Genomic DNA, 14,529 nt, shown 5'->3' on the forward strand with positions numbered 1-14,529 from the left:
CCAAATAAAAAACGCCGCAATTGCGGCGTTTTTTATTTTCTAGTCAAACAGTTTGCTTACACGCGCCACTGTTTAAACGTGTTAATCAAGCCATTGGTTGAACTGTCGTGGCTGGCCACGTTTTGCTGGTCTGCCAACTCTGGCAAGATTTGATTCGCCAGTTGTTTACCGAGTTCTACACCCCACTGATCGAAGCTGAAGATGTTCCAGATAACACCTTGTGCGAAGATCTTATGCTCATACATGGCAATCAACGCACCCAGTGTGCGAGGGGTAATTTGCTTAACCAGAATCGAGTTGGTTGGGCGGTTACCTTCAAACACTTTGAACGGTACAAGCTCAGCCACCTCTTCAGCTGACTTACCGGCAGCTAAAAACTCGGCTTCCACTTGCTGACGCGTTTTGCCAAACGCTAGCGCTTCCGTTTGTGCAAAGAAGTTTGCCATCAGTTTAGGATGATGGTCGCTCAACGGGTTGTGGCTAATCGCCGGGGCGATAAAATCACATGGAATGATTTTAGTGCCTTGGTGGATCAACTGATAAAACGCGTGTTGACCATTTGTACCTGGCTCACCCCAAATGATAGGGCCCGTTTGATAATCAACAGGAAGGCCACTGCGGTCGGTGTATTTGCCGTTAGATTCCATGTTGCCTTGCTGGAAGTAAGCGGCAAAACGGTGCAGGTATTGATCGTATGGCAGAATGGCTTCTGACTCTGCGCCGTAAAAATTGTTGTACCACACACCAATCAATGCCAGTAGCACCGGAAGGTTCTGCGACAACGGGGCTTGCTGGAAATGGTTATCCATGTCGTGCGCACCCGCCAACAACTCAATAAAGTTGTCATAGCCAACAGACAGACAAATCGACAGTCCGATCGCTGACCACAACGAGTAACGACCGCCAACCCAATCCCAGAACTCAAACATGTTGTCGGTGTCGATACCAAACTCAGCAACTGATTTTGCATTGGTAGACAGTGCGGCGAAATGCTTCGCAACGTGTGCTTGATCTTCCGCTGTTGCAAGGAACCAGTCTCGCGCTGACAGGGCGTTGGTCATGGTTTCTTGGGTGGTAAACGTTTTCGATGCGACCAAGAACAGCGTGGTTTCTGGATCAAGGTTTTTCAACGTTTCGGCAATGTGAGTACCATCTACGTTGGAAACAAAGTGCAGGTTCAGGCGCGTTTTGTATGATGCTAGTGCTTCACTGACCATGTATGGACCAAGATCAGAACCACCGATACCGATGTTCACGACGTCGGTAATTTCTTTGCCTGTGTAACCTTTCCACTCACCACTGATCAGACGCTCAGAGAAGGCTTTCATCTTCTCAAGCACAGCATTCACGTGTGGCATGACATCTTCGCCATCAACCATCACTGGTGTGTTGCTGCGGTTTCTCAGAGCTGTATGCAATACGGCGCGATCTTCCGTTTGGTTGATTTTATCGCCGCGGAACATGGCACTAATGGCATCTTTCAGCGCGGTTTCATCAGCCAGCGCGAACAATTTATCCAACGTCTGCTCACTGATCAGGTTTTTTGAATAATCGAGCAGAATATCGTTACCGAAACGCACGGAGAACTTATCAAAACGATGCGGATCGTTGGCAAAGAGCTTAGTGAGGGTCAAATCCTGCGCATCTTCAAAATGGGCGGTCAGCGCTTTCCACGCGGCCGTTTGCGTCGGATTAATGGACTTCAACATAGTTATTGTTCCTTATAGACAGAGTCGGTTCTGGTGGGCACTGTCATCCCACATTATTCTAGGCAGACCACACTTCGTCATGTCATCGCCAAAGTGGTGTAATGTTACGATCTACTTTGTACCCATGCTAGGTCATTACACAGTTTTACGCGGATATCTTTTTATTGCGATTCGTTGAACGATACCATGTTGACATGATTACATTGCAGCCGTTTTGCGTTAAGTCAGTGATTGATGTATCCCTAAAGAATGGTTCATTACCCGTGAAGGCCAACTTTACCTATTAATCTGAAGAAAGGTGTGTGAAATGTGGACTCAAAAAACAATTCATCTGAAAGCAAAGCATCGCGGGTTTCATTTAATTACTGATGAAATCGAACAACAAATTCCAGAATTACGCGATCTACGTGTTGGGCTAGTTCACCTGTTTATTCAACACACTTCTGCCAGTTTAACGCTCAACGAGAATGCTGATCCAACCGTGCGCAACGACATGGAAGCGCATTTCAACCACTTCGTTCCAGAGCGCGCATCTTACTATCAGCATACTTATGAAGGTGATGATGACATGCCTGCACACATCAAGAGTTCATTGTTAGGCTCAAGCGTGTCGATTCCCCTTTCAAATGGCCGAATGGCGCTGGGGACATGGCAGGGCATTTATCTGGGAGAACATCGAGACCACGGCGGTTCTCGACAAGTCGTGGTCACAATTCAAGGGGAGTAAGAATAGATGTGTATAACGAGATGCGATCTTCCTTTCCTGAAGTGACACACGGGTAAGCCATTCTTTACTCATGCTTTAAGTTGATCACTTACCATTAAATCATTATTTTCATATCATTCTTTTCCCACCATACTCTCGAAAAAGTCTTATGAAGACTTACCTAAAACCACCAAAAAACCACATGTCTCATTATTGAACCATTAATTGTTTACACAATTAAATAAACTTCATCCTTCGATAACGTGCCGCAAACGTAAGCGACATGAACAAAGCCCGCACACATGACCGGGTCAAACATGGATGATGGGTTAGCCCATTTATAACGGATTCTAGGTACATTAATAATGATAAAGACACTTCTTACTACTGCAATTCTTGCGGGGTCCCTCATCTCAGCTCAAGCCATGGCGAATTGTGCTGGCAACGTCTATTCAATGAATGCTGGACGCGGACATGTGGGGCTACTGCTTGACGTTCAAGAAGCAAAACAGATGTCGTCTCAGTATTTCTCCGATGCGGGCGACCGAGTGGAGTATCACTCCCGTGCGCTGTTCAGCACACCGAGCATGGCATATGACCAGATATCGGATCGTCTTTATTACGTCAGCACGCCACAGCCAACCTCATATCACGTTGAAGTACCAGCAACTGATGTCACGACTGAAGAACTCCAGAACCTAGATTTACACGCCAAAACCATTGACGCTTATCAACTGGCTTACATGGACCCAGCAACGGGCGAGCATGTCGCGGGTCCAACCGTGACAAAACAGATTCTGCGTATGGCTTTTGCCCCAAGTACTGGAGAATTGTTTGCTTCCGATTCGCAAACCATCTTTAAAGTAGATCCAACCACCGGTGACATCACCCACATTGCTAACTTCAGTAATGAATTAAAATTTGGCGGCTTTAGTAGTTGGGGGGATTTTGTCTTCCAAAATGGTGAGCTATTGTTCGTCACCAATGGTCGTACATATTCAATCAATACCGCCTCAGGCGCTCAGACGTTTAAAGCCTTCCACTTTATTGACTTCGTTGCTGCAGCAACGTTGGATCAAAATGGCCAAATGCTTGTTGCTGCCAAAAACCAGAACGTCTCGGGTAACGTGAACAGCAACCACCTGTACCGCATCAAACCATCTACAGGTGAGAGAAAGCTGGTTGGTTTGTTCCCCAACCGCATTAGCGCCATGGCGACGGTGACGTCTGAAGATCACACCTGTTATGAAAAAACAGAATTCGCGAGTGATTTAACCCCTGAAGTCACGGGTATCACATTAGCGTCAGAGTCAGTGAATGAAGGTTCAACGGCCTACTTCACCGTCAATTTTGACAAAGCCACTAACGATGCAAACACCACACTGCGCGCTGCACTTAAAGATGGCACTGCAAACTTGAACAGCGATTACGAAAATACCGTTGAACTGCTGTTCTCTGATAACTCAACGGGCTCTGCAACCATTTCATCGACGTTGACTGAAATCAGTTTGCCGCAAGGCGTAACGTCAGTGCGTATTGGCGTGCCAACGGTTAATGATGCTACGCACGAAAGCAATGAGAACTTCTCGTTGGATGCTTGGGTTTCCACCGACAAGAGCGATCTGACGTCAGCCAGTGTCACTGTCGTTGATAATGACCCGGCTGAAGTTGGCATTCGAGGGTGTAGCAATGGTGGCTGGACGTCAGCAACGAATTCACTGACTTGGTGTTCTGAGAATGACACAGTCACTTGGATTGGTGATTACCATAACTCGACGCACAGTTCGCGTTTTGAAGGAACCATTGATGGCTTGTCTATTGGTTCAGCGAGCACACTGAACTATAAAATTCTGTCCACACAAGATATCGGTGGCCTATCACGATTTACCGTGGAGATGGATTACGGTAACGGGTGGGTGACTGTAGGTAACTACCGTTCAAGGGTTTACTCACGTCCAACGACGGTTTCCTATACCTATGACTTTACTCCGGCATCAACACAGGCCAAGTACCGACTTACATGGAACATCACCTCTGATCGTCCAGATGGCGGTGACGATATTTCAATCGGTCTAGAAAACGTTACTTGGTAATAGAAACTGGACATATAAATAGCCAAAGCCATGCTTTGGCTATTTTTTTGCCTTTAAAACGGCTGGTTAATCATCACCCGAAACAGCCCTTCTTCGCTGCCCCACGCCATTTCTGAACGCACCACAATGCCTTCTACTTGAAAACGCATCGCAGCACCCGCACTCCATTTCATGTCGCGATGAAGCTCAGCGAGATCGTATTCATCAGCCACTCGCCCTGCTTCCGCAAACAGCACCCATTGCCACCAAGGCACGTCGTACCAATCAAACACAGGAACTTCATCTAACGGCTGCCATTCAGGGGTCACACGGTATTCAACGCTATAGCTAAGGGCTGAGCGACCTGCAAACCGACCGGTTTGAAAACTACGTAAGCGATATAAACCACCGAGCCTTGCGCTAGCAAATTCAGGTGGGCGATGGAATTCGGTCTGCCCATCAATCTCTGTCGAGCTGTTCCAACTAGGCGTATCGGAGGTATAGACGTTCAATGCCAACACTTGCTGTTTCGCCATGTCTTCCCAGTTGCCAAGGCTCCAATACCAACTTTGGCTTGCTGCCCACTTCCACCAACTGGCTCGGTTATCACTCCCCGGATCGGCCGTCACAATCAACTCACTCAGGCTCCCTTCAGTTGGGCTGTTGGTATTGTCACGGTTATCCCAGCGATAACGGGTTTCAAGTCCCCAAACTTCATCGGCATCTGAGAAATCACTCGGCGCGTCAACGCCCTCACCGGTTAAAGTCTGCGCTTGGTAAAACGGGCGAAACTCAATAGACGATACTCCGCTGTTCCACGGTGCATTGCCGTCAACAGCTCGCCTTGGTGACAACGCAGCACGAATTGGCTGCTGAACGCCCGCCCCCCAGGGCAAAATGTAGCGAAATGCAACATGGTGCTGCGCATCACGGCTGTCTGCGGTTAAACGGTCATCAAACGAAGAATTGTTGGATGCAGCTTCCCCAAGGAAATAGTCAAATTGTTTAAAATCACCTTCATAAAACTGGCCGCTAATGAGCCAACGACTGTCTGGCGAAAACGTATAGTTATTGGCTGCAATAAAGCCCATCCATGTACTTTTACTGGTACCTAGACCCGCCGCAAACAAGGATGCTTGCGGCTGACCCGCTTGCTTCCAAAGCCCTGCCATGCCCGCAGAAAATCCCATCGCTTCGGTGGAAAAAGCAAAGGGCACCATTTCAATATCTAACGGTTCTGACGCTAAAGCACTGTCGTGCTCAGACGCTTCTGAGGCAAAGGCACTCAGTGGTAAACATAAAAAAGCCGCAACCCAAGTTGCGGCTTTAGAAAAGGGTAATTTCAAGAGAACCTACAGTGTATTTATGTGTAAATAATATCAACGCGTGAGGTCAGGTTTGTCACCAGCTCATATCCAATGGTACCAACGTGATGAGCCACTTCTTCAACAGGCAGGCCTTCGCCCCATAAGATGACTTCATCGCCAACGCGATCGGTGGCATCGGGGCCCAGGTCAATCGTCAGCATGTCCATTGATACGCGACCAACGAGTGGTACGCGACGACCGTTAACCAACAAAGGTGTGCCATCAGGGGCAACGCGCGGATAACCGTCACCATATCCTATAGCAACAACACCTAGCTTGGTATCACGTGGGGTAACCCAGCGACCGCCATAACCGATTGCATCGCCTTTTTTAGCGCTACGCACGGCGATAAGGCTTGATGTCATGGTCATTGCTGGCTGTAAGCCAAAATCGGCGCCAGTGCGCTCTGACACGGGGGAAACTCCGTAAAGGCTTATCCCTGGGCGAACAAAGTCAAAATGGCTAGTTGGCCACATTAGGGTACCCGATGATGCCGCCAATGACTTGAACCCAGACTGACTGGCAGTCAAAGAGGTGAACACCTCAATTTGTTGCTGCGTAAGAGGATGCTCAGGCTCGTCAGCACGACCAAAGTGGCTGATAAAATGCAGCGGTTTGGCCACATTCGGACACGTATTCAAACGTTCGATAAAATCGCTGACATCATCAGGATGAACGCCCAGGCGATGCATACCGGTATCGATTTTCAGCCACACCGTGACCGGATGCGCTAAGGTCGCGTGTTCAAAAGCAAGTAACTGCTCTTCGCCGTGCACCACTGTTTGTAAGTTATGGGCGACAACAGCAGGTAAATCATCCGCAGAGTAGAAGCCTTCAAGCAGTAAAATAGGCTTAACCACGCCACCAGCACGAAGCTTCAATGCTTCATCTAAACGCGCAACACCAAAACCATCTGCCTGCGACGCCAGCGCGTTGGCGACAGGTAACAAGCCATGGCCGTAACCATTGGCTTTAATGGCTGCCCACGTACAACTGTTGGGCGCCATGGCACGTATAACATCAATGTTATGGGTAAGTGCTGCTGTTCGGATTATCGCGGTTGCCGCTTTCATTATGCCTCGCGGTTACTCTTCATCAAACGCAGGACCTGCGTAGTTATCAAAGCGAGAATATTGCCCTTGGAAGGTCAATCGAACAGAACCGATTGGGCCATTACGTTGTTTACCGAGAATGATTTCGGCAACACCTTTCAGTGGGCTTTCTGGGTTATAAACCTCATCACGATAGATGAACATAATAAGGTCAGCATCCTGCTCGATGGCGCCTGATTCACGCAAGTCGGAGTTAATAGGACGCTTGTCGGCACGTTGCTCCAACGAGCGGTTAAGCTGTGACAGGGCAACAACGGGCACGTTCAATTCTTTTGCCAACGCTTTTAACGAGCGGCTGATTTCAGAGATCTCCAGGGTACGGTTATCTTGCATACCTGGCACACGCATCAACTGAAGGTAATCGACCATGATCATCGATAGACCGCCGTGCTCACGCGCGACACGACGAGCACGTGAGCGCACATCCGTCGGCGTTAGGCCTGAACTGTCATCGATGTACATGTTTTTCTTCTGCATCAGGATCCCCATGGTGGAGGAAATCCTCGCCCAGTCTTCATCATCCAACTGTCCGGTACGGATTTTGGTCTGATCGACACGGGAAAGCGATGCAAGCATACGCATCATCAGCTGTTCGGCGGGCATCTCTAGAGAGAAAATCAGTACAGGCTTATCCTGATCCATCGCAGCGTTTTCACACAAGTTCATCGCAAAGGTGGTTTTACCCATCGACGGACGCGCTGCAACGATAATCAGATCAGAACCTTGGAGACCTGCAGTTTTCTTGTTGAGGTCAGAAAAACCGGTCGATACGCCTGTCACACCATCTTGCGGGCTCTTGAACAGAACCTCGATACGTTCGAGTGTTCTAGACAGCACACTGTCGATATTTTGCGGGCCTTCATTTGCTGAGGTACGATCTTCAGCAATCGCAAACACCTTGCTTTCTGCCATGTCGAGCAAATCAGCTGACGAACGACCTTCTGGCTCATAGCCGGCATCGGCAATTTCATTTGCCACGCTAATAAGGTTACGCACCATGGCGCGCTCACGTACGATGTCAGCATAAGCGACAATGTTTGCAGCACTCGGGGTGTTTTTCGCCAGCTCTGCAAGGTAAGCAAATCCACCCACATCTTCAAGCTGGTTGTGTTTTTCCAGATGCTCAGAAAGTGTGATGAGGTCAAGCGGCTGCCCTGCATCCAGCAATTGCTTGGTGCCATCAAAAATCAGGCGATGAGGACGGCTGTAAAAATCAGAGGCAACCACTTTTTCTGCCACGCCGTCCCAACGCTCGTTATCGAGCATCAAGCCACCGATCACAGACTGCTCCGCTTCCAACGAATGCGGTGGCATTTTCAGGGCGTCTACCTGATAGTCTCTGGGTTTCTTTGAATTAAATTGCTTGCTGCGTTGCTCTGCCATATCACTTAGTACCTTGTCATTACGCTGGTCATTATATCCGAATCCCTTTCCGACGCACGACCAAGTGCAAAGACAAATTATTTTGCTGTCTATTTAACGTCTTGCTGACGCAATGAAGGGATATTCATATAAAATACCATCCCAAGTTTTGTAATGGTAACCCATATGGCGTCAGCGCTGTTGAAACCGTCTCTGTTTTGTTTGGTTGCATTGCCTCTATGCGCAGAAGCAAGTATCCCCGAACGCTGGCAATCAGAGGTTGAGTTAGGTTTTCAGTCTCTTTCTGGCAACTCAGACTCCATGACGCTTAACAGCCGCTTGGGTGTGAGTTTCACTGATGGTCCTTATCGACATATGTCGGAAGCTAAATTCTTGCTGGTTGAAAAAGACGGCGAAGAAGACAAACATAAAAGTGAATTTGAAAGCCAAGCCAACTACAAATTTGACCCCAAACGCTACGTGCTGGGCAACGTCAGTTTCATTGACGATAAATACGGCCCGTATTATCAAGATTTGACGCTCGCAACAGGTATGGGTTATCAGGCCATTTGGCGGGAAGACCTATCTTTATTGCTCGAAATTGGCCCCGGCTACCGCTATCAAAGCCCGAACCTTGATGAGATTGATGATGATGACCTCGTCATGCCCTATGACGTGCAAGAATTTATTGTCAGGGGACAGGCAGAGCTTACGTGGCAATTGAATGAAACAGCGCTGTTTGAAGGGCGGATCACCGCTATCGCAGGTCCAAGCAACTCGAGTATAGAAGCTCGCGCATCCCTCTCTACCAGCCTAATAGACGATTTAGCCGTTAAGATATCGACGACGCAAAAATATATCGACCGTGTACCACCTGGGCTAAAGAATCGCGATTCAATTTTTACAGTGAATATGGTTTATCGGTTTTAGGCACTGGAGACACGAATAACTGAAACGGTGCCTTCATCGCTTTGCTCTTACTCAACACTTGTATCTTTTCTTTCTTGTTACTTATCTTCAGGCACAAAAAAACCGGCCAATGGCCGGTTTTTTCAAAGCTACTTGTTTCTGATATTACTCAGCAACAACTGTAACTTTAACAGTAGCGAATACTTCTGAGTGCAGTTGCATGCTCACTTCATATTCACCAGTGTTACGTAGCGCACCTTCTGGCAGGCGAACTTCGCTCTTCGTTACAGCAACACCAGCTGCAGAAACTGCATCTGCGATGTCACGAGTACCGATAGAACCGAATAGTTTACCTTCGTCACCAGACTTAGATGCGATAACAACCGCTTCTAGTGCTTCAACTTGTTCAGCACGTGCTTGCGCAGCAGCTAGAACTTCAGCAACTTTTGCTTCCAAATCTGCACGACGAGCTTCGAAATGCTCAACGTTAGATTTAGTTGCCATTACTGCCTTTCCTTTAGGGATAAGGAAGTTGCGAGCGTAACCAGACTTAACTGTTACCTGATCACCTAGGCCACCCAGGTTAGCGATTTTATCAAGCAGAATAACTTGCATTATCTATTCCTCTATTAACTTGGACAGTGCCGATTACTGATGTTTGTCAGTGTACGGCAGCAGAGCCAGGTAACGTGAACGCTTGATAGCGCGTGCCAGCTGACGCTGGTACTTAGCACGGGTACCAGTGATACGGCTAGGTACAATTTTACCAGCTTCGGTGATGTAGTTTTTCAGAGTCGCTACGTCTTTGTAATCGATCTCTTGTACGCCTTCTGCAGTAAAACGGCAGAATTTACGACGACGGAAGAAACGTGCCATGGGCTAATCTCCTGATCTAAATGTCTATAATGTCATCGGCATGTAACACTAATTTACCCGCGCCATTACGGCTGGTCTGGTAAGCGAGAAACCCACTCACCTTAATGTTACTGCCTAAAGCTAAGTGCTGTGTTTTGCTTTGAGACCCTTGCCCGCTTATTACTACCGGTAACCGGCAGTAAACTTGCCTTGGCAACGCAGCTTCCTGTTGTTCCGAACGATGCTCAAGCACAAAGTGACAATGAGGTATTCCGGCAGGACTCTGCTTTCGAATTGGGCCATTGGTGATAACACCAGAAAGCACCATTCGATTGGTCATCAATTCAAATTACTCAGCTGCTGCTTCGCCTTCAGCTGGTGCAAAATCTGCACGTTCGCCACGATCTTCACGATCGTCACGACGAGGCGCGCGCTCTTCTTTAGCCTTCATCATTACAGATGGCTCAGTGATAGCGCCTTTGGTACGCATGACCATGTTACGGATCACAGCGTCGTTGAAGCGGAACGCAGTTTCCAGCTCATCAACAACAGCTTGGTCAGCTTCAACGTTCATAAGAACGTAGTGAGCTTTGTGCAGTTTGTTGATTGGGTAAGCCAGTTGACGACGACCCCAGTCTTCTAGACGGTGGATCTGACCACCTGACTCTTTGATAGAACCAGTGTAACGCTCGATCATGCCAGCAACTTGCTCGCTTTGATCAGGGTGCACCATGAATACGATTTCGTAATGACGCATAGGTTGCTCCTTACGGATTATTCAGCTTCCAGTGTTGGCCCAGTCGTCCAAAGGAAGCAAGGAACGAAAGTAAAAGACCGGGAATTTGGAGGCAGAATAGTATAGAGAATCGGCAAATGAAGCAAGGGAAATATGTTGGCGCACGCACAGTGCGGTTGGTAATAAATGGGTGCAGTTGGCAATAAAGATGTACACCGCGTGTTCTGGCGTAGGGGGAAACCATGAGGCATAAAAAAGGGTGAAGTTATCACTTCACCCTTTTCTGTTATTGCTTGTGTTATTGCTACGTTACCATCACCAAAGCTGCGTGCGTTAAGCGCGTAGAAGCCAAGCCCATAGGCTAAGCTTCTTCTGCTATCGTGTTAACCGCGACGCTGGCGCACGGCTTCAAACAGGCAAATACCGGTCGCAACCGAGACGTTCAGGCTTGATACACTGCCGCCCATCGGGATGCTGATCAACTCATCGCAGGTTTCACGCGTTAGACGACGCATGCCATCACCTTCTGCGCCCATGACGATCGCCAATGGACCAGTCATTTTGCTTTGATAGATATCATGCGTGGCTTCGCCCGCCGTCCCTACAAACCAAACGCCTTTTTCTTGCAACGCACGCATCGTGCGCGCCAAGTTGGTGACACGAACCAATGGCACAACTTCCGCTGCGCCAACGGCCACTTTACGTGCAATAGCACTTAGCGGCGCTGAACGGTCTTTCGGTACAATAATCGCACACGCACCCGCTGCATCTGCATTACGCAGACATGCACCCAAGTTATGTGGGTCAGTCACGCCGTCCAACACTAACAGCAATGGGTTCTCTTTACCGTCGAGAATAAGATCGAGATCGTTCTCGTTGTACTGACGCCCTTGCTTAACACGAGCAATCAACCCCTGATGCGACGCGCCGTCAGCTTTGTCATCCAGCGCCTTACGTCCCATTTCCTGTGTAGTAATGCCAAGCTCAGCCAGTTCCTTCAGCACGGGCAGTAAACGATCGTCTTCACGACCTTTTAGAACATAAACTTCGATAAAGCGTGCTGGGTCGGATGCCAACACGGCTTTGACGGCATGAATGCCATAAATCATTTCATTGCTCATGGGTTACTTCTTTTGATTGCCTGCTTTTTCGGGTTTGCTTCGTTGCGCTTTTTTCTTGCGCACCTTCTGAGTCTTGCTCTTTTTCTTCGCTGGAGTGCCGTCAGTCGTTTTACCTGCGGAAGGCTCCTTGCTTGCAGCGGATCCTTTGCGACGAGGCTTTCCTTTTCTCTTTCCTTTCCCTTCAGACGCTTTGTCGTCGCCTGCAGCCTTAGGAATAGAGCCACGTTTTAGTTGCTGGCGGACAGAGCTACGCTCTTTGCTTTCTTCCGGGTTTTTCCCTGATTCAGCACTGCCTTTCTTGGCTTTGTCTCGCGATGTTTTACCTGCGCCACGCGGTTTGCGTGTCACGCCATCCAGTCCAAAGTCGATCATTCTTTCGTCAAGGTTAACGGATAATACTTTGACCGTCACTTGATCGCCGAGTTGGAATACGCGGCCTGAACTTTCACCCACCAGCTTTTGATGGACCATGTCATAGTTGTAGTAATCATTATCAAGGTTTGAGATATGCACCAAACCATCGATATGCAGTTCGTTCAGACGCACGAAGAAACCAAAACCGGTGACATTTGCCACTGTGCCTTGCATCACTTCGCCCACATGGTCTTGCATGTATTCGCATTTCAGCCAATCAGACACATCTCGGGTTGCATCATCAGCACGGCGCTCTGTCATCGAGCACTGCTCACCCATGCTGTCCATTTCATCCACAGAGTAGTGATAGCCACCGGTTGGCGTCCAGCGATCGTGCTCATTCCCTTCTTGCTTCGCAATGAGGTATTTGATCGCTCGGTGCAACAGCAAATCTGGATAACGACGAATTGGCGATGTGAAGTGCGCATACTGCTTAAGTGCCAAACCGAAGTGGCCAGCATTATCCGCCTGATACACAGCTTGCTTCATCGAACGCAGTAACATGGTCTGGATAAGCTCTTTATCCGGACGACTGCTAATGATGTGCGCCAATTGGGCGTAATCGGTCGGCGACGGTTCAAGGCCTCCTTCCAGCGACAAGCCCATCTCTCTCAGGAAGTCTTTAAAGCCTGTCAGGCGCTCTTCTGCCGGCGCTTCATGCACGCGATACAGCGCAGGCTCTTTGTGCTTCTCAACAAACCGTGCTGAGGCGATGTTAGCCAAGATCATGCACTCTTCAATGATCTTGTGCGCGTCATTACGCTCTACCGGTACGATGCGCTCAATTTTACGCATCGCATTGAAAATAAATTTAGTTTCAATCGTTTCAAACTCAATCGCGCCACGCTGTTCACGCGCACCTTTCAACACTTTGTACATGTTGTTGAGTTCTTCAAGGTGAGGCACCAGCTTAGTGTATCGCTCGCGCAGCTCTTCATCACCATCCAGCATCTGCGCCACTTTGGTGTAAGTCAGGCGAGCGTGGGAATTCATCACCGCTTCATAGTGTTTGAAGCCGGACAATTTGCCCGTTTCAGAGATGGTCATCTCACACACCATGCACAAGCGATCGACTTGTGGGTTGAGCGAGCAAAGACCATTCGACAACACTTCCGGCAGCATTGGGATCACTTGCGATGGGAAATACACCGAGTTGCCGCGCTTAATTGCTTCTTTGTCGAGCGCTGAATCTGAGCGCACATAGTAACTGACATCGGCAATGGCAACCCAAAGACGCCAGCCACCGGAGCGTTTTTTCTCACAGTAAACCGCATCATCGAAGTCTCGTGCATCTTCGCCATCAATGGTAACAAGCGGTAAGTCACGAAGGTCGACACGGCCTTTTTTGGCCTCTTCCGGCACGACTTCCGTGAAATCTTTTACTTGTTTCTCGACGTCTTGCGGCCATTCATTCGGAATGTCGTGAGTACGCAGGGCAATTTCTATTTCCATGCCCGGCGCCATATTTTCACCAAGGACTTCGACAATGCGACCCATGGCGTTTTGTTGACGAGTGGCACGTTGGAATATATCCACCACAACAACGTTACCCATGCGAGCGCCTTTGCGATCTTCTTTAGGGATAATGATGTCTTGGCTTAAGCGTGAGTCATCAGGCACAACGAACGCATTGCCATCTTCCAAGAAGAAACGACCGACAATTTGTCCCTTTCTTTCCTCAAGTACACGTACAACGCGTGCTTCTTTGCGGCCACGTTTGTCTGTGCCCGCCGGTTGCACAAGAATGAAATCACCGTGCATGACGCTTTTCATTTGATGATGCGGTAATAGCCAATCATCACGATTGCCTTTGCCTTCAGGGCGCAGGAAACCAAAGCCATCGCGATGGCCTATTACGGTGCCTTTCACTAAATCGAGTCGCTCTGGCAGCGCGTAGCACTGACGGCGGGTAAAAATCAGCTGACCATCACGCTCCATGGCGCGAAGGCGGCGGCGAAGGCCTTCATATTCTTCTTCACTTTTCAGGCCCAGCACTTCAAACAGCTGATCTCTATTGACGGGTGTGGTGAAACCTTTGATGACTTCAAGCAGGTGTTCGCGGCTTGGTACTGGGTTATCGTAGTTTTTTGCTTCACGACCCAAAAAAGGATCGTTGCTGTGTAGGTGTTTGTCCTGAGACATATAGGATTCCCGTTAGCGACACTT

The 14,529-nt window shown here is 48.7% G+C and carries 13 protein-coding genes; 3 read left to right on the forward strand and 10 right to left on the reverse strand.

Annotated features, from left to right (window positions below; translation table 11 throughout):
- Positions 1-56 precede the first annotated feature (56 nt).
- Positions 57-1,709 carry a glucose-6-phosphate isomerase gene (gene pgi, locus A1OO_RS01310; protein WP_017005270.1) on the reverse strand — a complete coding sequence of 551 codons (1,653 nt, stop codon included), beginning with the start codon at positions 1,707-1,709 and terminating at the stop codon, positions 57-59.
- A 307-nt stretch (positions 1,710-2,016) separates the two neighbouring features.
- Between pgi and A1OO_RS01315 the strand changes: the two genes are divergently transcribed.
- Both A1OO_RS01315 and A1OO_RS01320 read left to right on the forward strand, forming a co-directional pair.
- Positions 2,017-2,436: a secondary thiamine-phosphate synthase enzyme YjbQ gene (locus A1OO_RS01315; protein ID WP_016959094.1), complete on the forward strand. Its 420-nt coding sequence runs from the start codon at positions 2,017-2,019 to the stop codon at positions 2,434-2,436.
- A gap of 344 nt (positions 2,437-2,780) precedes the next feature.
- Positions 2,781-4,508: a hypothetical protein gene (locus A1OO_RS01320; RefSeq protein ID WP_016959095.1), complete on the forward strand. Its 1,728-nt coding sequence runs from the start codon at positions 2,781-2,783 to the stop codon at positions 4,506-4,508.
- A 53-nt stretch (positions 4,509-4,561) separates the two neighbouring features.
- Here A1OO_RS01320 and A1OO_RS01325 read toward each other — a convergent pair whose 3' ends face one another.
- Genes A1OO_RS01325 through A1OO_RS01335 form a run of 3 tightly spaced genes read right to left on the reverse strand, consistent with a single transcriptional unit; the run spans position 4,562 to position 8,349 of the window.
- The gene (locus A1OO_RS01325; protein WP_017005271.1) at positions 4,562-5,833 is read right to left on the reverse strand and encodes a BamA/TamA family outer membrane protein; all 1,272 of its coding nucleotides are present in this window, start codon (positions 5,831-5,833) and stop codon (positions 4,562-4,564) included.
- Positions 5,834-5,850: 17 nt separating this feature from the next.
- Positions 5,851-6,927: an alanine racemase gene (gene alr, locus A1OO_RS01330; protein ID WP_017005272.1), complete on the reverse strand. Its 1,077-nt coding sequence runs from the start codon at positions 6,925-6,927 to the stop codon at positions 5,851-5,853.
- 12 nt (positions 6,928-6,939) lie between these two features.
- Positions 6,940-8,349, reverse strand: coding sequence for a replicative DNA helicase (locus A1OO_RS01335; RefSeq protein WP_016959098.1), 1,410 nt, complete (start codon positions 8,347-8,349; stop codon positions 6,940-6,942).
- A 165-nt stretch (positions 8,350-8,514) separates the two neighbouring features.
- Between A1OO_RS01335 and A1OO_RS01340 the strand changes: the two genes are divergently transcribed.
- Complete coding sequence (locus A1OO_RS01340; protein WP_017005273.1) at positions 8,515-9,258, forward strand: DUF481 domain-containing protein; 744 nt, start codon at positions 8,515-8,517, stop codon at positions 9,256-9,258.
- Positions 9,259-9,402: 144 nt separating this feature from the next.
- On the opposite strand, the gene rplI is transcribed toward A1OO_RS01340, so the two are convergent.
- The 6 genes from rplI to rnr form a co-directional block, all read right to left on the reverse strand.
- Entirely contained in the window at positions 9,403-9,852 is a 450-nt protein-coding gene (gene rplI / locus A1OO_RS01345) for a 50S ribosomal protein L9 (RefSeq protein WP_016959100.1), read from the reverse strand.
- 33 nt (positions 9,853-9,885) lie between these two features.
- The gene (gene rpsR / locus A1OO_RS01350) at positions 9,886-10,113 is read right to left on the reverse strand and encodes a 30S ribosomal protein S18 (RefSeq protein ID WP_002539422.1); all 228 of its coding nucleotides are present in this window, start codon (positions 10,111-10,113) and stop codon (positions 9,886-9,888) included.
- A 16-nt stretch (positions 10,114-10,129) separates the two neighbouring features.
- Positions 10,130-10,432 carry a primosomal replication protein N gene (gene priB / locus A1OO_RS01355; protein ID WP_016959101.1) on the reverse strand — a complete coding sequence of 101 codons (303 nt, stop codon included), beginning with the start codon at positions 10,430-10,432 and terminating at the stop codon, positions 10,130-10,132.
- A gap of 9 nt (positions 10,433-10,441) precedes the next feature.
- A complete protein-coding gene (gene rpsF / locus A1OO_RS01360; protein ID WP_016959102.1) occupies positions 10,442-10,849 on the reverse strand; it encodes a 30S ribosomal protein S6 in 408 nt (135 codons plus the stop codon).
- A gap of 362 nt (positions 10,850-11,211) precedes the next feature.
- Positions 11,212-11,949, reverse strand: a complete 738-nt coding sequence (gene rlmB, locus A1OO_RS01365) for a 23S rRNA (guanosine(2251)-2'-O)-methyltransferase RlmB (RefSeq protein ID WP_016959103.1) — start codon at positions 11,947-11,949, stop codon at positions 11,212-11,214.
- A 3-nt stretch (positions 11,950-11,952) separates the two neighbouring features.
- The gene (gene rnr, locus A1OO_RS01370; protein WP_017005274.1) at positions 11,953-14,505 is read right to left on the reverse strand and encodes a ribonuclease R; all 2,553 of its coding nucleotides are present in this window, start codon (positions 14,503-14,505) and stop codon (positions 11,953-11,955) included.
- Between the last annotated feature and the right edge of the window lie 24 nt (positions 14,506-14,529).

This window comes from Enterovibrio norvegicus FF-33, assembly GCF_000286835.2.
GTDB lineage: Bacteria > Pseudomonadota > Gammaproteobacteria > Enterobacterales > Vibrionaceae > Enterovibrio > Enterovibrio norvegicus_A.